General features: G+C 54.6%; 22 protein-coding genes. 10 read left to right on the top strand and 12 right to left on the bottom strand.

Features of this window, described 5'->3' with window-relative positions; genetic code table 11:
- Positions 1-290 precede the first annotated feature (290 nt).
- The 5 genes from ACQ3G7_RS05945 (at position 291) to ACQ3G7_RS05925 (ending at position 5,689) form a co-directional block, all read left to right on the top strand.
- The gene (locus tag ACQ3G7_RS05945) at positions 291-542 is read left to right on the top strand and encodes a hypothetical protein (RefSeq protein WP_430889179.1); all 252 of its coding nucleotides are present in this window, start codon (positions 291-293) and stop codon (positions 540-542) included.
- Positions 539-757 (top strand): hypothetical protein, encoded by a 219-nt coding sequence (locus tag ACQ3G7_RS05940; protein ID WP_263097774.1) that lies wholly within the window; start codon positions 539-541, stop codon positions 755-757. The genes ACQ3G7_RS05945 and ACQ3G7_RS05940 overlap by 4 nt, the downstream gene beginning before the upstream one ends.
- A gap of 251 nt (positions 758-1,008) precedes the next feature.
- Positions 1,009-2,088 (top strand): LacI family DNA-binding transcriptional regulator, encoded by a 1,080-nt coding sequence (locus tag ACQ3G7_RS05935; RefSeq protein WP_430889178.1) that lies wholly within the window; start codon positions 1,009-1,011, stop codon positions 2,086-2,088.
- Between the two features lie 106 nt (positions 2,089-2,194).
- Positions 2,195-5,275: a beta-galactosidase gene (locus tag ACQ3G7_RS05930; protein WP_430889177.1), complete on the top strand. Its 3,081-nt coding sequence runs from the start codon at positions 2,195-2,197 to the stop codon at positions 5,273-5,275.
- A gap of 60 nt (positions 5,276-5,335) precedes the next feature.
- Positions 5,336-5,689, top strand: a complete 354-nt coding sequence (locus ACQ3G7_RS05925; RefSeq protein ID WP_263097771.1) for a DUF1428 domain-containing protein — start codon at positions 5,336-5,338, stop codon at positions 5,687-5,689.
- Between the two features lie 8 nt (positions 5,690-5,697).
- Here ACQ3G7_RS05925 and ACQ3G7_RS05920 read toward each other — a convergent pair whose 3' ends face one another.
- Together ACQ3G7_RS05920 and pdeB are read right to left on the bottom strand one after the other, a co-directional pair.
- A complete protein-coding gene (locus tag ACQ3G7_RS05920) occupies positions 5,698-6,243 on the bottom strand; it encodes a flavin reductase family protein (protein ID WP_430889340.1) in 546 nt (181 codons plus the stop codon).
- Positions 6,244-6,286: 43 nt separating this feature from the next.
- On the bottom strand, positions 6,287-7,846 hold the full coding sequence (pdeB, locus tag ACQ3G7_RS05915) for a cyclic di-3',5'-guanosine monophosphate phosphodiesterase PdeB (protein ID WP_263097770.1): 1,560 nt from the start codon (positions 7,844-7,846) through the stop codon (positions 6,287-6,289).
- Between the two features lie 99 nt (positions 7,847-7,945).
- Here pdeB and ACQ3G7_RS05910 point away from each other — a divergent pair, with 99 nt between their 5' ends.
- Complete coding sequence (locus tag ACQ3G7_RS05910; RefSeq protein WP_430889176.1) at positions 7,946-8,662, top strand: GntR family transcriptional regulator; 717 nt, start codon at positions 7,946-7,948, stop codon at positions 8,660-8,662.
- A 2-nt stretch (positions 8,663-8,664) separates the two neighbouring features.
- Here the strand turns inward: ACQ3G7_RS05910 and ACQ3G7_RS05905 are convergent, their stop codons facing one another.
- The gene (locus tag ACQ3G7_RS05905) at positions 8,665-9,864 is read right to left on the bottom strand and encodes an enolase C-terminal domain-like protein (protein WP_430889175.1); all 1,200 of its coding nucleotides are present in this window, start codon (positions 9,862-9,864) and stop codon (positions 8,665-8,667) included.
- Positions 9,865-10,140: 276 nt separating this feature from the next.
- Between ACQ3G7_RS05905 and ACQ3G7_RS05900 the strand changes: the two genes are divergently transcribed.
- The gene (locus ACQ3G7_RS05900) at positions 10,141-11,511 is read left to right on the top strand and encodes a PTS transporter subunit EIIC (RefSeq protein ID WP_430889174.1); all 1,371 of its coding nucleotides are present in this window, start codon (positions 10,141-10,143) and stop codon (positions 11,509-11,511) included.
- 1 nt (position 11,512) lies between these two features.
- Here ACQ3G7_RS05900 and ACQ3G7_RS05895 read toward each other — a convergent pair whose 3' ends face one another.
- The 4 genes from ACQ3G7_RS05895 to ACQ3G7_RS05880 are packed head-to-tail and all read right to left on the bottom strand — an operon-like array spanning position 11,513 to position 14,815.
- The gene (locus ACQ3G7_RS05895) at positions 11,513-12,172 is read right to left on the bottom strand and encodes a methionine ABC transporter permease (RefSeq protein WP_263100952.1); all 660 of its coding nucleotides are present in this window, start codon (positions 12,170-12,172) and stop codon (positions 11,513-11,515) included.
- Entirely contained in the window at positions 12,169-12,960 is a 792-nt protein-coding gene (locus ACQ3G7_RS05890) for a methionine ABC transporter ATP-binding protein (protein WP_430889173.1), read from the bottom strand. Before ACQ3G7_RS05890 ends, ACQ3G7_RS05895 begins: the two co-directional genes overlap by 4 nt.
- Positions 12,957-13,763: a MetQ/NlpA family ABC transporter substrate-binding protein gene (locus tag ACQ3G7_RS05885; protein ID WP_430889172.1), complete on the bottom strand. Its 807-nt coding sequence runs from the start codon at positions 13,761-13,763 to the stop codon at positions 12,957-12,959. Before ACQ3G7_RS05885 ends, ACQ3G7_RS05890 begins: the two co-directional genes overlap by 4 nt.
- A gap of 26 nt (positions 13,764-13,789) precedes the next feature.
- The gene (locus ACQ3G7_RS05880; RefSeq protein WP_430889171.1) at positions 13,790-14,815 is read right to left on the bottom strand and encodes an isopenicillin N synthase family dioxygenase; all 1,026 of its coding nucleotides are present in this window, start codon (positions 14,813-14,815) and stop codon (positions 13,790-13,792) included.
- Between the two features lie 263 nt (positions 14,816-15,078).
- On the opposite strand from ACQ3G7_RS05880, the gene ACQ3G7_RS05875 reads away from it, so the two are divergent.
- Together ACQ3G7_RS05875 and ykgO are read left to right on the top strand one after the other, a co-directional pair.
- Positions 15,079-15,339 carry a type B 50S ribosomal protein L31 gene (locus ACQ3G7_RS05875; RefSeq protein ID WP_061497109.1) on the top strand — a complete coding sequence of 87 codons (261 nt, stop codon included), beginning with the start codon at positions 15,079-15,081 and terminating at the stop codon, positions 15,337-15,339.
- 3 nt (positions 15,340-15,342) lie between these two features.
- A complete protein-coding gene (ykgO, locus tag ACQ3G7_RS05870; RefSeq protein WP_088236752.1) occupies positions 15,343-15,483 on the top strand; it encodes a type B 50S ribosomal protein L36 in 141 nt (46 codons plus the stop codon).
- Here the strand turns inward: ykgO and ACQ3G7_RS05865 are convergent.
- The gene (locus ACQ3G7_RS05865; protein WP_430889170.1) at positions 15,480-16,181 is read right to left on the bottom strand and encodes a GNAT family N-acetyltransferase; all 702 of its coding nucleotides are present in this window, start codon (positions 16,179-16,181) and stop codon (positions 15,480-15,482) included. The genes ykgO and ACQ3G7_RS05865 overlap by 4 nt on opposite strands.
- A gap of 98 nt (positions 16,182-16,279) precedes the next feature.
- Here ACQ3G7_RS05865 and pdxR point away from each other — a divergent pair, with 98 nt between their 5' ends.
- Positions 16,280-17,728 (top strand): MocR-like pyridoxine biosynthesis transcription factor PdxR, encoded by a 1,449-nt coding sequence (gene pdxR, locus ACQ3G7_RS05860; RefSeq protein WP_430889169.1) that lies wholly within the window; start codon positions 16,280-16,282, stop codon positions 17,726-17,728.
- Here pdxR and ACQ3G7_RS05855 read toward each other — a convergent pair.
- From ACQ3G7_RS05855 to tomB, 4 genes are all read right to left on the bottom strand, one after another.
- Positions 17,694-18,173: a YlaC family protein gene (locus ACQ3G7_RS05855; protein ID WP_430889168.1), complete on the bottom strand. Its 480-nt coding sequence runs from the start codon at positions 18,171-18,173 to the stop codon at positions 17,694-17,696. The two genes, pdxR and ACQ3G7_RS05855, sit on opposite strands and share 35 nt — an antisense overlap.
- A 100-nt stretch (positions 18,174-18,273) precedes the next feature.
- On the bottom strand, positions 18,274-18,840 hold the full coding sequence (gene maa, locus ACQ3G7_RS05850) for a maltose O-acetyltransferase (RefSeq protein ID WP_430889167.1): 567 nt from the start codon (positions 18,838-18,840) through the stop codon (positions 18,274-18,276).
- Positions 18,841-18,914: 74 nt separating this feature from the next.
- Entirely contained in the window at positions 18,915-19,133 is a 219-nt protein-coding gene (gene hha / locus ACQ3G7_RS05845) for a hemolysin expression-modulating protein Hha (RefSeq protein WP_061497097.1), read from the bottom strand.
- Between the two features lie 23 nt (positions 19,134-19,156).
- Positions 19,157-19,531: an Hha toxicity modulator TomB gene (gene tomB, locus ACQ3G7_RS05840; protein ID WP_061497094.1), complete on the bottom strand. Its 375-nt coding sequence runs from the start codon at positions 19,529-19,531 to the stop codon at positions 19,157-19,159.
- Between the last annotated feature and the right edge of the window lie 197 nt (positions 19,532-19,728).

The following is a 19,728-nucleotide window of genomic DNA, read 5'->3' as shown; positions in this document are numbered from 1 at the left end:
GCGCGGCAAAAGCCGCAATCAACACCCGTGAAGAATGGCGGAATTTGAATCACTGAAACCTGTCAGCTGTGATGGCTGGCGGGTTTATTTCTGCTTTTCGGGGATATATTTATTCGCTTCGCATTAATCTGTCATTTTATTGAAATATTTCCTTCATTTAAATGTCATAAAAATAAGGCAGAATTGTTGTGGGAATTTTTTAACTTGTTATAAATTTGAAATATATTTCTGGATCACTTTCATAAGTTCGTGTATTAATTAGCGTGCTTATTCACACAGAAGGGATAATCATGACCAGTGCCGTATTGAATGTAAAAATTGATGAAGCGCTAAAAGAAAAACTCCGCCATTACGCGGAAGTGAATAGTGAAAATCTCAGCACGGCGACAGAGAAACTGCTGCTGGTGGCATTTCAGGCAGTGGAAGAGGCGGGAGTATCGGAAGAAGATATTGATAATCAGCATACTGAAGAAGAAAATACCGCTCCGTTAAATCCCAAAGAAATCAAAGCACTACGCAAACTTCTGAAGAAGAAAAAATGACCCAACAACTGCTCGAAACGGCCAGCAACTATGGCGAAGCCTGCGAGATGTTGCGCTCCGGCTTTGTAAAACAAGTTCGCCTGGACTGGAATATCGGAAGCGATGAGTTCTTTCGCATCGCATCTGACTGGTGTGACGCTGGCGCGAAAATCAAAAAAGAGGGAAGCAGCTTTATTATTTCCATTAAGGGATTCCCTATTCCACGCCAGCAGTAATCTTTTTGTCATGAAACCGTCATTAAATTTGCATTCGAAAATGTGAGGATGGTTTGACAATAACAATACATAACCATCTCAAAACACATTAAGGATGATGTTTACGGCGGGCCGATTGTGGCTCGTCGCTATTTCTTTTTGCCGGTTTCATCATTATTTCCTCCTCTCATGTATTCACCCTGACCGCTCTCACAGGCGCTATCCGGTAAAACGGGTATACTGGCGCAAATTGTTTGCAGCCAGGATGCATCATGAAAACCATCACCCTTTACGATGTCGCGAGTTTAGCGGGGGTCTCTTATCAGACCGTTTCCCGTGTGATCAACGATGCGGAACACGTCTCTGCGCGAACCCGTGAGAAGGTGCTGGCGGCCATGGCGGAGCTGCATTACGTTCCCAATCGCGGCGCACAGCAACTGGCTGGCAAACGCAGCAAAACGCTGGGGTTGCTGACGACCGATTTGGCGCTGCATGCCCCTTCGCAAATTGCCTCTGCCGTTAAATCCCGCGCCGGGCAGGCCTCCGCCAGCGTGATTATCTCCATGCTTGAACAGCACGACGCCGCCAGTTGCGTGGCGGCATTGCAAGAGTTGCTGGCGCAGCGCGTGGAAGGGGTGTTGATCAATGTGCCGCTGGATGATGCATTGGCGCAACAGCTGGCGGCGCAGGTACATCCCACGCCGGTGCTGTTCCTCGATGTGGGGGAGACGGCCGGGGTTAACAGTCTGGTGTTCGATGCCAGGCAGGGTGCGCGTCTTGGCGTTGAGCATCTGCTGGCGCAAGGGCATCGCCGTATTGCGCTGTTGGGTGGACCGGAAACCTCGGTCTCCGCGCGGGCGCGTTTTACCGGTTGGGTAACCGCGCTGGCAGATGCGGGTCTGACCCCGTGCGCCAGTGCCTGTGGCGACTGGAGCGCAGCGTCCGGCTATGAAAAAGCGCATGGTCTGCTCAGCACCGCCGCGCAACCTCCGCAGGCCATTCTGGTGGCGAACGATCAGATGGCCCTTGGCGTGATGCGCGCCTGTGCGGAAAAAGGGATTGCTGTACCCGGGCAGATTTCGGTGGTGGGGTACGATGACACTGCTGACAGCGCCTGGTTTTCTCCGCCGCTAACCACCGTACGACAGGCGTTTAAAGAGGCGGGAGAGCAGAGCGTTGACTGGTTGCTTAACGCTTCTGAGCAGGATGCAGTAAACCAGATCTGCTTACCCGTGACGCTGATTGAACGTCTGTCCACCGCACCGGCGCAAACGCAGGAGGTCAGCGGTGAAGTGCTGGCCCGACGCTTACATGAACTGGCGCAACTGGCGGTACTTTTGGATCGTCGCTAACGCTTTTGTGATCCCATTCGCTTTCGGCGGATCCGTGGCTTTACCTGCGGTGAAAAGTGCGTCATTGTGCTCTGAATTGTGAGCGCTTCGCAAAAATGAGGTTTCTATGTCTGCTTCCGCATTACGTACGTTGATCGCCCGCCGTGATTGGGAAAATCCGGTGATCACCCACTGGCATCGTTTACCGGCCCATGCCCCACTGCGTAGCTGGCGCGATGAACACGCGGCGAGAGACGATACGCCATCGCCCGCGCGCCGTTTGCTGAATGGCGAATGGCGCTTTCGCTTTTTCCCCGCGCCGGAAGCGGTGCCGGAGAGCTGGATAACGGAAGAGAGCGACGATGCGGTTGCTATGCCGGTGCCGTCTAACTGGCAGATGCAGGGGTTTGATACGCCGATTTATACCAACGTGACCTACCCGATTCCGGTTAATCCGCCCTTTGTGCCGCAGCAAAACCCGACTGGTTGTTACTCGCTCACATTTGAGATGACAGAGCAGGCGCTGGCGCAGGGGCAGACGCAGACGCGTATCGTGTTTGATGGCGTCAACTCGGCTTTTTATCTGTGGTGCAACGGTCAGTGGATCGGTTACTCCCAGGACAGCCGCTTACCGGCAGAGTTCGATCTCAGCGATGTGCTGCTCGTCGGGCAGAACCGACTGGCGGTAATGGTGCTGCGCTGGTGTGATGGCAGTTATCTGGAAGACCAGGATATGTGGCGCATGAGCGGTATCTTCCGCGATGTTTCGCTCCAGCATAAACCGGCGACGCACATTGCGGATTTCCACCACACTACGGAACTGAACGCAGAGTTCACGCACGGGCTGGTAAAGGTGGATCTCCAGCTTGCAGGTGAATATCGCGCGTGTCACGTCGCCGTTACGCTGTGGCGTGACGAAGAGAAAATCGCCCAGGCGCAGCAAGCGCCCGGCAGCGCCATTGTCGATGAGCGCGGCGCATGGGCAGAGCGCCTCAGCGTGTCGTTGCCCGTCTCCGGCCCACTGTTGTGGAGCGCGGAAACGCCGCACCTTTACCGCCTGACCCTGACGCTGCTTGATGAGCAGGGTCATGTGCTGGAAGCCGAAGCCTGCGATGTGGGCTTTCGCAAAGTGGAAATCAGCAACGGTTTGCTGAAACTTAACGGTAAACCGCTGCTGATCCGTGGGGTTAACCGCCATGAGCACCACCCGGAAAACGGTCAGGCTATCGATGAAGCGACGATGCGCCGCGATATTGAACTGATGAAGCAGCACAACTTCAATGCGGTGCGCTGCTCCCACTATCCAAATCATCCGCTGTGGTACCGCCTGTGTGACGAGTACGGTCTGTACGTGGTGGATGAAGCCAATATTGAAACCCACGGTATGACCCCGATGAGTCGCTTGTCGGACGATCCACAATGGCTGCCAGCGATGAGCGAGCGCGTTACGCGTATGGTACAGCGTGACCGCAACCATCCGTCGATCATTATCTGGTCGCTGGGTAATGAATCCGGTCACGGTGCCAGTCATGATGCCCTGTACCGCTGGCTGAAAACCACCGATCCCACCCGCCCGGTGCAGTATGAAGGCGGCGGGGCGAATACCGCCGCGACCGATATCATCTGCCCAATGTATGCCCGCGTCGATGAAGATCAGCCGTTCCCGGCGGTGCCGAAATGGTCAATCAAAAAATGGATCGGCCTGCCGGATGAAACGCGGCCGCTGATTTTATGCGAGTACGCCCATGCAATGGGCAACAGCTTCGGCGGCTTTGCCAAATACTGGCAGGCGTTTCGCGAAACCCCGCGTTTGCAGGGCGGTTTCGTCTGGGACTGGGTTGATCAAGCGCTGACAAAAACCGACGCCAACGGACAAGCATTCTGGGCCTACGGCGGTGATTTTGGCGATACACCGAACGACCGCCAGTTCTGTATGAACGGGTTGGTCTTTCCCGATCGGACGCCACACCCGGCGCTGTACGAGGCGCAGCGCGCGCAACAATTTTTCCAGTTCCGGCTGCTCAGCACCACGCCGCTGATTATTGACGTGGAGAGCGAGTACCTGTTCCGAGCGACCGATAACGAGTATCTCCGCTGGGCCGTGGTTCGTGATGGTGTGGTGCTGGCGCAGGGCGAGACCACGCTGGAGATCGCCCCGCAAGGTAAACAGCAGATTGCGCTGACCATTCCCGAACTGGAGAGTGCGCCGGGCGAAGTATGGCTGAATGTCGACGTGTACCAGAAAGCGGCAACGCGCTGGTCGGACGCTGATCATCACTGCGCCTGGGATCAGTGGCGCTTGCCGTCGCCGCTCTTTATTGCGCCGCGTAAGACGGTCTCTTCTCGCCCAACGCTTGCCGTGAGTGAGGACGATTATGTGATTCATCACCGCAACCAGCGCTGGCAGTTCTGCCGCCGTAGTGGTGAGCTGATCCAGTGGTGGCGAAATGAGCAACCCACGCTGCTCACGCCGCTGAGGGATAGTTTTGCCCGTGCGCCGCTGGATAATGACATCGGCATCAGCGAGGTGACGCGTATCGATCCTAACGCCTGGGTTGAGCGCTGGAAAGCGGCGGGTATGTATGATCTCAGTGCTGAATTGCTGGCCTGTGAGGTTGAAGAACACGCCGCGGACATCGTGGTCACGACCACGCACCGCTGGCTGGGAGCCGGTAAAACCGGGTTTGTCAGCCATAAGCGTTGGCGTATTGATGGTGAAGGGGTTTTACACGGTGAGGTAGACGTACAGGTGGCGACCGATATCCCGCCGCCGGCGCGTATCGGGCTGGTTTGTCAGTTAGCGGAGGTGCAGGCATCGGTTAGCTGGCTGGGGCTGGGGCCGCATGAAAACTACCCTGACCGTAAACTGGCGGCGCGCCAAGGGCGATGGACATTACCGCTTGCTGCGTTGCACACGCCGTATATTTTCCCGGGCGAAAATGGTCTGCGCTGTGATACCCGCGAGCTGCATTATGGTACGCATCATCTGAACGGGGATTTCCATTTCTCCCTTGGCCGCTATAGCGACAGGCAGTTGCGTGAAACGACGCACCACCATTTGCTGCGTGAAGAGGCGGGTTGCTGGCTGCATCTGGATGCATTCCACATGGGTGTCGGCGGTGATGATTCCTGGAGCCCGAGCGTGTCGCCGGAGTTTATTCTGCGCAGTGAGAGAGTGCGTTACGCCTTTTGCTGGCGGCAGGACTAAACTTATCGGGCCTGATGCGGCAGGACCCTCCTGCCGCGCAGTCACTTCGGGGGCTGACGCATGAAGTATGTCGATGGTTTTGTGGTCGCGGTTCCGGCGGACAGAAAAGACGCGTACCGCCAACTGGCGGCGAAGGCGGCGCCGTTATTTAAGGAGTTTGGCGCCACGCGTATTGTGGAGTGCTGGGCGGAAGATGTACCTGCCGGGAATATCACTGATTTTCGCATGGCGGTAAAAGCCGAAGACCACGAAGAGGTGGTCTTCAGCTGGATAGAATACCCGTCGAAAGCCGTGCGCGATGCGGCAAACCAGAAAATCATGGCCGATCCCAGAATGCGTGAACTGGGTGAGGAGATGCCATTTGATGGTAAACGTATGATCTACGGCGGCTTTGTTCCTATTCTTGATGAGTGAACTGTCCTTCAGGACACTTTGGTGAACAGCGCTTTGCGCTCCATCACCTCGCCATCGGTGCGGAATACGCCCCCACCCACATAGTGCAGCGTTTGCGGCCATTGGGGTTGGGGGTTAACCCGCGCGGCAACCACTTCAAAAATAAAAAAATTATAGTTATCCACCATGGCGTCATCATAGAGGCGGCATTCAAACTGCCCATAACACTCGCCGATGGACGGTGCGCTGACCTTTTCGCTTTGCTCTGCTGTCAGGCCAAATTCGGCAAACTTGTCGACCTCATCGCCGGTGCAGTTACCGATACGGGCGACGGTGTCGATCATCTGCGCATCCGGAAGGTTTATCACACATTCGCCGCTCTGTCGGATGCGCTCAAAGCTGGCGTTGCCCGCCGAAATCATGCAGCCGACCAGCGACGGCGAGAACTCCAGAATAGTGTGCCAACCTAAGGTCATTATATTGTTTCGCCCTTGCCAGCGGCTGCTTAAGAGCACCACCGGGCCAGGTTCCAGCCAGTGCCGGACATCATGCAGCGGCCAGGATTGCTTTTTCATCATGCTTCCTCCGCGTGTTTAACTACTGTTAACAGTAGCAAACTCAGCGGGACAGCAGATTATTTTCCGCCCAGTGGATAAACTCTTCAGTCGGTAGCGCTTTGCTGTACAGCCATCCCTGACCATATTCCACGCCATACTCCGTGAGCCACTGCAACTGGCCTTCGGTTTCAATCCCTTCGGCGACCATCGCCAGCCTCAGCGCTTTTGCCATCTCGATGATATGCGGTGCCACGGTTTTGTACTCCAGCGCATCCACAAAGGACTTGTCGATTTTGATGATATCGACATCCAGGTTTTGCAGATAGCTGAGGCTCGAGTAGCCGGTGCCAAAATCATCAATGTAGATGGCGTGTCCCGCCTGGCGTAATCGGTGAATCGCCGGGTTGCTCACGGCCGGGTCAGCAAAGCCGCGTTCGGTCAGTTCAAGCGCCACCTGGGCCGGGGAGAGTTGCCACCGTTCGAGCTGGTGCGCCAGCAGCGCAGGAAGGGCTGGATCCAGCAGATCGGAGGGTTCAAGGTTTATCGAGACATGCTGTTGGGGGTGTTGCTGCAACCAGCGCCCCAGGTTGTTAAACACCGTCTCGATAATCAGTTGTGTGAGCTGTGGCATCAAACCGCTGCGGACCGCCAGCGGAACAAAGATATCCGGCGCGAGCAGATTTCCGTCCTGTTGTCGCCAGCGCGCCAGAGCTTCTGCGCCGACGATTCGCCCGCTGCCCAGTGCGACAATCGGTTGATAAACCATGCTGATTTCGCGGCTGCGGATGGCGTCCTGCAACTGATATTTGGGCGATTGCAAGCGGCGCAATATCCGCAGCAACAACAGCGCAATCAGCATGCTCATCAGTAAACCAAAGGGCAGCCAGATCACCAGCAACCGATGCCAGTTTTGCGCCAGCGGAGCAAGCGATGCCCAGGTGACAATCGCCAGCCCCATATCTGCATCGCGCAGAATGGCGTAAGCCGATCCATCGACTTGCATTTTCTTTGGCCCGTCCGGGGTGATTTGCGTCAGTACCTGCGGATCCAGCGTTGAACTGCCCGCAATGATCTGGTGCGTTTTGGTGCTGATCAACGCCACATTCACCGGCCAGGAGCCAAACGAGAGTACGTCAATAAACGACAGCGGGTCGGTCATCACCACATAATGGTCGGTGCCAATGGCAATCATATACTGCGACAAACCCACATCGTTATGGCGTGTAAGCCACGCGCGAAAGCCGTCGTCGGTGATTTTTTCCGGCTGCGGAAACGGCGGAACGTGGCTGTCTATCTCCATTGATGAACACTCGGGTTGCAACCCGTTCATGGAGATGGCTTCCCGCACATAGCGCCAGGACCAGGAGATGCGACGCATCGCCAGCAGGTGCGCCGGGGTGCAGCGCTCGCCCTTGTAGCTTTCCAGTTGCCGGAGCGCTTCCTTACTCTGATTAACGACGCGCTGGGTGCGCATATCCGCCAGTTCCGAGTAAGTGTCCAGTTCATTCATAAACGTTTCTTCAGCCTGGCGGTGTGTGAACCAGATGCTCAGCGCCACAGGCAGAAAAAAGGCGAGCACCAGCACGCCTGTAATAAGACTCACCAATCGTCGGTTCGTCATCACCAAAAATCCCTCTTTGATACTGATAAACGTAGAGTATCTTTAACTTGCTGATGTTATAACACGGCGCAGTGATTGTTTTCTTTCAGGATCGGATGGATGAAGAAAAAAGATTTCGTGACGCAGGATTTGCTAAGCAAAATTTATCAAATCAGCGAACCAGGCCCGCGTAAACTCCCTCCGGAAAGACAACTGGCGCAGGAGTATGGCGTATCGCGTTTTACCATCCGTCAGGCGGTGGAAAAACTGGCCAGCATCGGCGTTGTCCGCATCGTGCAGGGGTCCGGTATCTGGATTAACGAGCAGGCGCGCAATAACCCGATGGTGTACAACTCGATCACCGAAAAGCGTTTCGATCAGATCCGCTTTCGCATGATTAGCCTGCATAAAAAACGCCCGAGCCGCGATGAACAGCAAATCTTTGGTCTGACTGACGAGAGTTTTATCTGGCAGTTTTGCCGCCTGCGTTTTGTGGATGACGTGGCGGTGCAGATTGAAGTGTCCAGCATGCCGGTACGGGATTTCACCGATCTGAATCAGCAAGTGATTGAGCGCTCGCTACAGCAGTATGTGCTCAGTAAGGGCTATCGCATTTCACACTTGCTGACCACCTACCGCGCGGTAAGCGTGAGCCGTGAACAGGCTGCGCTGCTGGGGTGTAAAAAAGGCAGCCCGGCGATGCACATCAATAACCGCGGTATTCTTGAAGGCGGGCAGGTGTATGAAATCAGCGACATTATTGATATCAACTACACCTGCACGTACGTTATTCCTCACAACCGTGAAAATCTGACGTTCCGCCAGGGCGGCGGGTGAAGCTACGGCGTGTGGATCGCGCCATCGGCGATCCGGCTTTGCGTCCACTCATGCGGGCGATAGCAGCCCGGAAATGCGCGTGCGCGCTCTTCATTAAAGCCCACACCGATACCTGCTGTTTCCGTGGCATAAACAAAGCCATCTTTCACCACCGGCGCGCCGGGGAAAACGTCGTCGGTGCTGGCAGAGCGGGGGATAAACTCCTGAATTGCCGCATTATGCAGGTGAATATTGAGATGCGTATTCACCGCCACGCCAATCGGTGTCATATCGCCCGGACCATGCCACGCCAGGCGTACGCCGAAGGCCTGGCAAAGGATGGCCAGCTTAAGTGCCGGGGTGATACCGCCAATCTGCGAAATATGGCAGCGGATAAAATCGATGCGGCGGTTCACAATCAGATCGTGCCACTCCGCCGGGTTATTAAAGAGCTCCCCCATCGCCAGCGGTGCGCTGCTGTGCTGGCGCACCTGATCCAGCCATGCGCTTTGCGCGGGTGGCAAAATATCTTCAATAAAATAGGGTTGCCAGGGTTCCAGTTGCTTCGCCAGTTGCACCGCCTGCTGCGGGAACAGTCGTTCATGAACATCGTGCAGAATGTGCAGGCGATAGCCATATTTTTCGCGCAGCGCTTTAAACATGGCGACGGTATTGGTCATATATTCCTGCTGATCGTAATACGCGCCAGCGGTCGGGTTTTCCGGTGTATGTATTTTCGCAGGCGTACCGCCGTAAAACCCGAGCTGGCAGCGAATATGGCGATAGCCTTGTGAGATCAGCGTATCCACCGAGGCGAACAACGCTTCCAGCGTTTCGCCGCTGGCATGACTATAAGCAGCGATGGCATCGCGGGATTTTCCCCCCAGCAATTGATAGAGCGGCATGCCAGCCAGTTGGCCTTTAATATCCCACAACGCCATATCCACGCCGGAGATGGCGTTATTCATAATCGGCCCGTTACGCCAGTATGCGTTAACGTTCATCATTTGCCACAGGTCTTCAATGTGGTTGGCATCCCGCCCGATAAGCAATGGTTTCAGGTACTCATCAACCAGCGTTTTGACCGCCAGCGGGCGCTGCTGAAAGGTTGCACAGCCGTGCCCCGTCACGCCTTTATCGGTTGTGACCCGCACCGTTACCAGATTATGGCGGTCGGGACGAGTAATAAAACATTCGATATTTTCAATAAGCGTTGGCGTCACGGGAACTCCTTTATAGCGTGAAATAAGCGACTGAACGCTATTATCTTCGCCCTAATTTTGCGGAAAGGTAAACCATTTTGTGGAATAAATTTTTTGGTCTGTTATTGCTTTATTTTTTAATTAAAAACCGTACCAATTTTGATTATTAGGTGTTTTCATTGCCTTGTTGGTGGTTAATTGTGATGAAATTCATATTTTATTGGTTTGTTTTGCGATTTGGCTTTCTCTACCATTTATAGCAATGACTAAAACGACAACATTCCGGCAGGAGTTTTTATGGGGACGCAAGAAGCCATCAGCAATATTATTCGCCTGGTTGGCGGCCGAGATAATATCAACAACGTCTGGCACTGCATGACACGGTTACGCTTTGACTTGATTGACGATGACAAAGTGGACCAGGGCGAAATCAAAAAACTGCCTGGCGTGCTGGGTGCGCAGTTGCAAAGCGACCAGTTCCAGATAGTGATTGGTCCCAAAGTGACCAGTTGGTACGAACAACTGCTCACCATGCTGGGGAAAGCGCCGGAGCATACGGCAGGGCAGGGAAAAGCCCGTAAAAGCCTGGTGTCGATGTTTATGGATACCGTTTCCGGCGTTTTCGGGCCGATTGTGCCCGCCATTGCCGGGGCCGGGATGATCAAAGGCCTGCTTGCCGGGTTGATTGCGCTGAAAGTGGTTTCGGCGAAGAGCGACACGGTGGTGATCATCGATTTGATCGCCAGCGGTGTTTTCTATTTTCTGCCCTTTTTCCTTGCCGTATCGGCAGCGAAAATCTTCAAAACCAACGAGTATCTGGCCGCTGCGATTGCCGCTTGCCTGATGTACCCGTCGCTGATTGACGCCGCGAAAGCGCTGGCGGCGCATCAGGACGGCGCAGTGAGCGCGTTCTGGCTGCTGAGCGCTGTTCCGGTATCGGTGTTTAACTATTCGGCCAGCGTGATCCCGGTGATCTTCTCCATACTGGCGCTCAGTTATATTCATCGCTGGGTCGATAGCATCATGCCGGATGTGCTGAAAACGGTGTTTACGCCAACCCTGACGCTGTTTCTCGGCGCGCTGGCAGCGCTGGTGGTGATTGGCCCGATTGGCATTTACCTGGGCAAAGGGCTGGCGCTGTTTATCGAAGGGTTGTTTAGTGTCTCCGCCAGCTTTGCCGGGTTGATTGTCGGGGCGATCCGCCCGGTGGCGATCCTCACCGGCATGCACCATGCGATGACGCCGATTGCGTTGCAAAACTTTAGCGAACGCGGCTACGACATGCTGATGCCGATGATGTTTATGGCCAATATGGCGATTGCTGGCGCAACGTTTGCTATCTGGCGACTGAGCAAAAACCGCCAGGATAAAACCGTTACGCTGTCGGCGGCCATCTCTGCCCTGTTGGGGATCACCGAGCCGGCGCTGTTTGGCGTACTGACGCGCTACAAAAAAGCGTTTATCGCCGCCACTGTCGCCAGCTCGCTCGCTTCCGCGTTTATTGCCTTCTTTGGCGTACGGCTGTATGGCTATATTTTGTCGAGCATTTTCAGCCTGCCTGCCTACATTGGGCCCTATTTTATCTTTGCCGTTTCCGGGGTGGCGATCGCGCTGGTGCTGTCGTTTATCCTTACCACCCTGCTGGTGGGCAAAGAGACGCAGGCCTAAGTTACCGTCGGTGCGCCAGTCGGCGCACCAGGCGCTCTCCGGTCATTTGTACCCCCTGCACCATGACAACCAGTATGATCACCGTTCCGGCCATCACCTGATCGTTAAACCGCTGATAGCCATAGCGAATAGCCAGATCGCCCAGACCACCGCCGCCAATGACCCCGGCCATCGAAGTAAAACCAATCAGCATCACCACGGTTAAGGTGATCGCTGCCAGCAGCGTTGGCAGGGCTTCTGGCAATAATGCTTTGCCGATCACATGCCAGATATTGCCGCCCATCGACAGAATGGCTTCTATCCGCCCGTAATCGACTTCATCCAGTGCGCTTTCCGTCAGGCGGGCAAAAAAGGGAAACGCGCCAATGGTCACCGGAACCACCGCCGCGGTGCTGCCAAGCGTGGTGCCAATTAGCAGACGAGTGAAAGGGATCAACGCAATCAGCAGCACGATAAACGGCAACGAACGACCGATGTTGATCAGCGTGCCCAGGATGGCATTTATTTTTGGCATTGGCGCCAGGCCATTGCTGCGGGAAATAAACAATAATACGCCGACCGGCAGACCGATCAGGATGGTGAAAAGTGCCGCCAGCCCCACCATATAGAGGGTTTCCAGCGTGCCGTTGACCAGCAATGGCCAGAGATCTTCCCAGTTCATGCGACCACGCATAAGGGCCTCCCGTCGAAACCATGGCGGGCGAGGAAATCCCGCTCGGCCTGGGGATCATGCAATAACGCCTGACGCAGACGCGACCAGGGGGCGACCAGTAGATCGGCGATGCGCCCGCTTTCAACCACTTCGCCGTTTTCCAGCAACGCGGCGTGATCGCAGAGGGTTTTCACCACCTCCAGCTCATGGGTGATCAGCACGATGGTCAGTTTTAACTGTTGGTTGATATTGGCAAGAAGTTGCAACACCGAGGCGGTGGTTTCCGGATCTAACGCGCTGGTGGCTTCGTCGCACAACAGGACATCCGGTCTGGCAGCCAGCGCTCGGGCAATGCCAACGCGCTGCTTCTGACCACCGGAGAGCTGAGAAGGAAAAGCCTGTGCTTTTTCGCTCAGACCGACGAGGTAAAGCAACTCTTCAACGCGAGCCTGGCGCAACACCTTCGGTACGCCAGCGATTTCCAGCGGCACGGCGACATTGTCGGCCACCGTGCGCGCATGCAGTAAATTGAAGTGCTGGAAAATCATGCCGGTACGCAGACGGTGTTCGCGCAGCCCGGCTTTATCCAGTTGCGTAATGTCGCTGCCATTGACAATGATGCGGCCCGTTGTGGGCCGCTCCAGCAGATTCAGACAGCGGATCAGCGTGCTTTTTCCCGCGCCGCTGCGCCCGAGGATGCCGTAAATCGCCCCTTTCGGCACGCTTAACGACACATCTTTTAACGCTGGTCGGCCTGCTCCGGCGTAGATTTTACTCAGCCCTTCAATCTCAATCATGATTGCGGCGCAACCGGGATCACCGAGCCGTTGTACTGCTTACGGATAAACTCTGCCACCTGCGGTGAGGTCAGATCTTTCGCCAGCGCCTTAATGCGTGGATCGTTCGCCAGTTGCGGGTTGGTGACCAGAATATTGGCATACGGATTGTGGCTGGCGCTTTCCAGTCCCAGCGCATCTTTCGACGGCGTTAAGCCTGCTTCCAGCGCATAGTTGCCGTTGATCACCGCCAGATCTACATCATCCAGCGAACGCGGGATTTGCGGCGATTCCACTTCGAGGATCTTCAGGTGTTTCGGGTTTTCGGCAATGTCTTTCGGGGTCGCCAGCGTGGTGGCCGGATCGGTAAATTTCGCCGCCAGTTTAATCAGTCCCTGGCTTTGCAGCAGGAACAGCGCACGGCTTAAGTTGGTGGCGTTGTTGGGAACGGCAACGGTGGCGTTATCCGGCACGGATTTAACGTCTTTGTATTTATGCGAATAGATACCGAGCGGTTCAATATGCACCGTGGCGGCGACAGCAAAGGTTTTACCCAGCGCTTTTTCCTGATCTTTCAGGTAGGGCACATGCTGGAAATAGTTGGCGTCGACATCGCCGTTTGCCAGCAACTCATTGGCGTTGGCGCCGCTGGTCAGTTCCACCACTTTCAGATCCAGCTTCGGATCAATCTTTTTGATGTAGTTAAGGATTTCGGCATGCGGAACCGGATCGGCGGCGACGCGCAGCGCGTCGGCTTGTGCGGAAGTCCATACCAGTGAAAGAGACAGTGCTACCCCTGCCAGAGTAAAAGTGGCATGTTTCATGATGTGTGTTCCTGTGTTTGTTATGGTCAGACGATCAATTGTTCTGTGCGTTCGCGCAGCACATCGCGGTAATAACGTTCTGCAACATCCGGATGGGATCGCAGGCGTCCCTTCAGGTAATTCCACCCCACATCGCGCAACAGTGGATTGTGCGGATCGCTCTCCGGACCGGGGGCTTCCTGCGCCAGGGAGGGCGGCAGGGTGTAAACCGGCACCACGGCGTCCAGTTGCGCGCCGAGGAAGAACGCAATGGAGAGCCGCTGCTGGTTGGCCGGCGGAGAAACGACCCGGTGCACGGTGGCACGCAAGTAGCCATTGGTCGCCAGTTCCAGCAACTCGCCAATATTCACCACAAAGCTACCGGGCAGCGGTGCGGCATCGATCCAGCGGCCTGGCGCCACTTCGACCTGTAACCCTTTCTGTTGATCCTGCAACAGAAAGCTCAGGAAACCGGAGTCTTTATGCGCGCCCACACCTTGTGCGCTTTGCGTCTCTTGCTGGCCGGGATAGCGAATCAGCTTGATATGCTCATTGGGTTTGTCGCCGTACAGTGCGTCAAACGCTGTCGCGGGCAGTTGCAGGGCTTCGGCAAAGGCGCGTAATAAACGGGTCGCCATCGTGGTCATGGCACGTTGCCAGTTGAGCAGCGCCGGTTTTAATGTTGGCAGCGTTTGCGGCCATAGGTTCGGGCCTTGCAGGCGTCGCCAGCCGGGATCATCATCGCTAAGTAATAATGCCGGGCGTTCTGCGCCAATATCGAATTGTTCGCGCCAGTCGGGTTGCCCACGGGTCAGTTCAGACGCGGCGCGGTTGTAGCCGCGAAAATGTGGCGAGTGGATCATCGCCACCTGCTGTTTTTGCTCATCAGGGAGGGCGAAGAAGCGTTGGGCTTCGCGCTGGACAGCGTGCTGGAGTGCGTCGTCGACGCCGTGATTAATCAGGTAGAAGAAGCCAATATCGCGCGCGGCGTGGCGCAGGTCGGTAAGAAAAGCGTCGCGTTCAGCGCCGTGATAGCGGGCAAGATCGAGGAGCGGTAATGTCGTTGCGTTCATTGTGTTCTCCGAAGGCAATAGGTAACGGTTTTCTGTGTGATTTCAGGGTTCGGGGACAACAACAGCGCATTTTTCATTCCTCGCATTGGGTGATGTTTACAGCTTGCCTGATGGCAACGCATTCAACCAATAACGTTCTTTTCTAATTTATGACCGGGCAGGATCATGTGCTTTTGCAAAAAACGCATAACGCGGATCGCTTGAAATGCGAAATTAAGTTGGGTAGACTTTTGTTATGTTATAACAAAACAAATGAGCCCATAATGAGACCTGATATCCATCCCCACTACCGGACGGTGGTGTTCCACGACACCAGCGCAAATGAATACTTCAAAGTCGGATCCACCATCAGGACGGACCGTGAGATCGAACTCGACGGGGTCACTTACCCGTATGTCACCATCGATGTGTCATCCGCTTCGCATCCGTATTACACCGGCAAACAGAAAGTGATTGCGAACGAAGGCAGCGCGGCACGTTTCCAGCAGCGTTATGGCCGTTTTTTCACGGATAAAAAGGAGTAAACCATGCAGGTGCTGAACTCGTTGCGGAGCGCAAAACAACGCCACCCTGACTGCCAAATCGTCAAGCGCAAGGGGCGTTTATATGTGATTTGTAAATCCAATCCGCGTTTTAAAGCGGTGCAGGGCAAAAAGAAAAAACGTTAAGCGCGTAATGACGCCAGGGGGAAACGTTGCTTGCCGTCGGCGGTGAAGTTGTCGGCGGCAAGCCAGCGTTGCAAAGCCCGATCAACGTGTGGCCATTCACTGTCTATAATCGAAAACCAGTCGGTGTCGCGATTGTGGCCCTTCGTGACCAGCGCCTGGCGAAAACGGCCTTCAAACTGAAAACCGAGTCTGAGCGCTGCCTGGCGTGACGGCTCATTCAGACTGTGACATTTCCACTCATAGCGGCGATACCCCAGGGTATCGAAGGCGTAGCGCATCAGTAGCCACTGTGCTTCGGTTGACGCGGGCGTGCGCGACAGCAGCGGAGAGAAATGCACGCTACCCACTTCCATCACACCGTTTTTCTCATCAATACGCATCAGTGACAGGCTGCCCACCGGCGAGTCCGTTCGCTTATCGATAACGGCAAAATGCAGCGGATCGCGCAGTTCACAGACGCTGCTCACCCACGCGCGGAACGAGGCTTCATCTTTATCCGCGTCACGCAACAGCCACGTCCAGCTGCGTTCATCTTCTGCCTGTTGATGCGCCTGAAACAGGGCGCTGGCATGCCGGGTGGCAAGCGGTTCAAGGCGACAATAACGCCCTTCCAGCACAATGCGCTGTGGGAAAGGGCGGGGTTGCCAGTCGGGTAACGCGCTGCCGATGGGTTGTTGATAGTGATTTAACGGACTCATGGTGCCTCCTTTTCGCTGAACAGGCAGCGTAGCGCTGTGCTGGTTCCATAAAAAGAACCATAAGGATATAGTTTTATGGGGCCACGAAGAGACACGAAATGAATATTCCGGAAGAGGGGTTGTACGCGCTGCTGCATCAGGCTTTGACAGCCCGTGCAGGGGCAACGCGGCAGCGGGTGTTATATGTGGCACTGCGTGATGCGGTGCTTAGCGGCGCGCTGAAGGCGAATAGCCAGTTGCCGGGGTCGCGGGTATTGGCGCAGGCACTGGCGCTGTCGCGCAATACGGTGAATGCGGCGCTGGAGCAACTGGCGATCGAAGGGTACGTGCTGCGCGACCGGCAGGGAACGCGAATATTAACGCTGGCGAACGGAGACGCCAGGCCTGAGAGTCTGCCGCCAGTGGCGCTGGCCCGACGTATGCAGGCGTTGCCCGGCGGTATGCAACGGCACTCACCGGCGCTGGCGCTGACGCCCGGCATTCCGGCGGTAAATTACTTTCCGCTGGCCGTATGGCGGCGCTTGATGGAGCGTGTATGGCGCGGTGAAGGCAGCACATTGCTGAACTATGGGGAGTCGGCGGGAGAGTTACGTTTACGTACTGCCATCGCCCGTCACCTCGCTATCTCTCGTGGCATCAATTGCGAAGCGGAACAGGTCGTCATTACCGAAGGGGCACAGGAAGCATTAATGCTGTGCGTGCGTTTACTGTGTGATGAGGGGGATCATGCCTGGGTGGAGGAGCCTGGTTATGGTGGAGCGAAAAGCGCGTTTTTGTCTGCCGGGTTACAGATTAGCGGCAGACCCATTGATGATGAAGGCATGGTGCTGAGTACCGATGCGACATCTCCGCGTATGATTTACACCTCGCCGTCGCACCAGTATCCCCTTGGCCAGGTGATGAGTGCGACGCGGCGTCTCGCGCTGCTGGATTATGCACAGCGCACGGGAAGCTGGATTGTAGAAGATGATTATGACAGTGAATTCCGTTACCCCGGCGATCCTATTCCGGCCATGCTTGGCATGCGTCGCCATCCGCCGGTGGTTTACATAGGAACCTTCAGTAAGACTCTGTTTCCGTCGCTGCGTATTGGGTTTATGGTGATGCCGCCCGCGCTCGCACAGGTAGCCAGGCCGGCGATTAGCAGTTTATTGCGGGGTGGTCACCGCGGCGAGCAGCTCACGCTGGCGCGCTTTATTGAGGATGGGCATTATGCGCGCCACCTGGCGGCCATGCGCCGTCTTTACCGCAAGCGGCAGGGGAATCTGCTGGCGGCGCTGCGTCAAGAGATGACGGCTCCACATCGCGTTTATGGCGGCGGCGGGGGAATGCATTTAACGTTGTCGATCCCGGGAATCGATGATGTGGCGGTGGTGCGTGAAGCGCGGAAAGCACAGCTTGCGCCGCACGCATTGAGCCGTTTCTGGTTGCAACCAGACGCTGCATCCAGCGGGCTGGTGTTGGGTTATGGCAATACGTCCGCCAGCCAGTTTACCGCGGCAGTGCGTACGCTTAACCGCCTGGTTGTACAACAGCAGGGCGGGTGAGGGTGAACACGTCGTAAAACGAGAGCTCGCCTTTTCGCTCCATCATCTGCCGTAACTGATATTTGTGCCCGGTTTCAACGTGAGGTGAATGCAGGATGGCATCAATCAGCGTTGTGGGCACAAAACGGGTATTATACCACTCGCCGTTATAACAGACGCGAAAATCGAGTACGTCGATATCGTCATAGTGATAACGGGGATAGACGTCGAAAAAGAAAAAGGCGTTAAAGGCAATAAAGAGGACCACCAGCAGCCAGACGGAGCCGGACAGGGTTTCTGATTGCAACATGACCGCGAGCGTCGCCAGCCAGGCTACGTACATGCCAATAAACAGGCCCGGATGTTTGCGGATAAAACTGATGCTGAAGCGTGGACGGTTATCCCGTTTCTCGCGCTGGTTGATCTCTTCAATCGTTTCGGTGAGCAGCCGTTGTATCTCTGTCATTTTTGGCCTTTACTGATACGGTTTTGCAAGTGGACACACTATTTTAAGTTGCCACTTTGTGTGAAAAAAGTAACAGTTTTGCCCCAAAAAACGATAACAGTTACTGAACCGGGGAGGCCAGCATTTTAATAATGCAGGCAGGATTGCCACCGACGACCGCATTTGCGGGAACGTCTTTCACCACCACCGCCCCCGATGCAATCACCGCGTTATTACCGATCGTTACACCGGGATTGATCACGGCCCGGCCGCCAATCCACACATTGTGCCCAATGCTGACAGGCTTGCCATATTCAATACCGCTAATGCGTTCAACGGCATCGAGCGGATGTGTTGCTGTGTAGATGTGTACACCAGGCGCCAGCATGCAATTATCGCCAATATGGATAGGACAAACATCAAGCATGACGCAGTCAAAATTGGCGTAGAATTCTTTGCCGAGGAAAATATTGTAACCATAATCGCAGCGGAAACTGGGTTCAATATAAGCGCCATCGCTTTGACCGAGGAGTTCCGTCAGTATGGCTTTGCGTTCGGCTTTTTCTTCAGGTGCTGAATGGTTATAACGATGAAGCAGCTGGCGGGCGCGGAGTCGGTCTGCGCGCAGCGTTTCATCTGCGGGCTGATACGGCAAGCCTGCCACCATTTTCTGTTTTTCTTCATTCATCGGGATCGGATACACCTGTCAATGAGGCTGAACGCTGTGTTACAGAAAAAAACGTAAATAAACAGTACAGAGAATTAGCGTACAAATTTCCACACGGAGGAGGGGATTTTGTCATAAAGCTTATTCATAGTCAGCTCTGCCAGTCGGTGATCGGCTGCAGAATAAAACACCGCAAGTTCATCGTCTGAAAGTTCGTATTTATTTTTTTCAATTACGCGTTCTAATGTATCAATAGTCTGACAACGCCGTAACCGCATCAAATAATCAATTTTTGTTAATGGTTTTTCGGACATACTTTCACCTTAGTGTTGAAATATTAACAAGAGTGGCTAACAGGATTAGCCTTGCTCACATTGACGAAGCAGCGGAACAGTTTGTTACCTGTTTTACGCCATTTCTGTAAGTCTTGTGTATTTATGCCATAGCTGCTGAACAACATAAACGTATCATCAAGGTATTCGTCTATCTGTGCAATCAGCTTATTATCTTCATTATACTTAATTTTATAATTGAGCGCGAAGGTTGCGATGTGCTCGATCAGCTCGTTTAACTGCAGGTTGATTGCTGAAGTAGGATCGTTAACCCAACCATGATGGCTCTCTTCGAGATTAGCGAGGCAATCATGGTACAAAGTTTCGCAGAGAAATTTGAGCTGTGCGATATCATGCCTTTTCGGCGAGTATTCGTCCATAACGCATCCCCTTCTGAGTGGTAATTTTTTTACTAACCGAACACTGTATCGGGATGGGTACTTCTGCTCTGACCAGAGACTAATGCTGCGCTGTTGATTGATTATAACTATAAGACAGTCCTAATCGAATTTCATTGCGCTATTACGAAAAATTACAATTATTGTCTTTTTCTGCCGACGTGGGGCGAAATAATTGT

This window comes from Kosakonia sp. N21 (genome assembly GCF_050587465.1).
GTDB lineage: Bacteria > Pseudomonadota > Gammaproteobacteria > Enterobacterales > Enterobacteriaceae.
This window is presented reverse-complemented; position numbering and strand designations above follow the sequence as displayed.

Coding starts and splice junctions, on each gene's coding strand:
- pdeB (WP_263097770.1), bottom strand. CDS start 7,846: ATGACGAACCGACGATTGGTGAGTCTTATTACAGGCGTGCTGGTGCTC.
- ACQ3G7_RS05940 (WP_263097774.1), top strand. CDS start 539: ATGACCCAACAACTGCTCGAAACGGCCAGCAACTATGGCGAAGCCTGC.
- ACQ3G7_RS05875 (WP_061497109.1), top strand. CDS start 15,079: ATGAGACCTGATATCCATCCCCACTACCGGACGGTGGTGTTCCACGAC.
- maa (WP_430889167.1), bottom strand. CDS start 18,840: ATGAATGAAGAAAAACAGAAAATGGTGGCAGGCTTGCCGTATCAGCCC.
- ACQ3G7_RS05855 (WP_430889168.1), bottom strand. CDS start 18,173: ATGACAGAGATACAACGGCTGCTCACCGAAACGATTGAAGAGATCAAC.
- ACQ3G7_RS05900 (WP_430889174.1), top strand. CDS start 10,141: ATGGGGACGCAAGAAGCCATCAGCAATATTATTCGCCTGGTTGGCGGC.
- ACQ3G7_RS05920 (WP_430889340.1), bottom strand. CDS start 6,243: ATGAAAAAGCAATCCTGGCCGCTGCATGATGTCCGGCACTGGCTGGAA.
- ACQ3G7_RS05935 (WP_430889178.1), top strand. CDS start 1,009: ATGAAAACCATCACCCTTTACGATGTCGCGAGTTTAGCGGGGGTCTCT.
- ACQ3G7_RS05910 (WP_430889176.1), top strand. CDS start 7,946: ATGAAGAAAAAAGATTTCGTGACGCAGGATTTGCTAAGCAAAATTTAT.
- ACQ3G7_RS05895 (WP_263100952.1), bottom strand. CDS start 12,172: ATGAACTGGGAAGATCTCTGGCCATTGCTGGTCAACGGCACGCTGGAA.
- tomB (WP_061497094.1), bottom strand. CDS start 19,531: ATGGACGAATACTCGCCGAAAAGGCATGATATCGCACAGCTCAAATTT.
- ACQ3G7_RS05930 (WP_430889177.1), top strand. CDS start 2,195: ATGTCTGCTTCCGCATTACGTACGTTGATCGCCCGCCGTGATTGGGAA.
- ACQ3G7_RS05885 (WP_430889172.1), bottom strand. CDS start 13,763: ATGAAACATGCCACTTTTACTCTGGCAGGGGTAGCACTGTCTCTTTCA.
- ACQ3G7_RS05890 (WP_430889173.1), bottom strand. CDS start 12,960: ATGATTGAGATTGAAGGGCTGAGTAAAATCTACGCCGGAGCAGGCCGA.
- ACQ3G7_RS05880 (WP_430889171.1), bottom strand. CDS start 14,815: ATGAACGCAACGACATTACCGCTCCTCGATCTTGCCCGCTATCACGGC.
- pdxR (WP_430889169.1), top strand. CDS start 16,280: ATGAATATTCCGGAAGAGGGGTTGTACGCGCTGCTGCATCAGGCTTTG.
- ACQ3G7_RS05945 (WP_430889179.1), top strand. CDS start 291: ATGACCAGTGCCGTATTGAATGTAAAAATTGATGAAGCGCTAAAAGAA.
- ACQ3G7_RS05865 (WP_430889170.1), bottom strand. CDS start 16,181: ATGAGTCCGTTAAATCACTATCAACAACCCATCGGCAGCGCGTTACCC.
- hha (WP_061497097.1), bottom strand. CDS start 19,133: ATGTCCGAAAAACCATTAACAAAAATTGATTATTTGATGCGGTTACGG.
- ykgO (WP_088236752.1), top strand. CDS start 15,343: ATGCAGGTGCTGAACTCGTTGCGGAGCGCAAAACAACGCCACCCTGAC.
- ACQ3G7_RS05925 (WP_263097771.1), top strand. CDS start 5,336: ATGAAGTATGTCGATGGTTTTGTGGTCGCGGTTCCGGCGGACAGAAAA.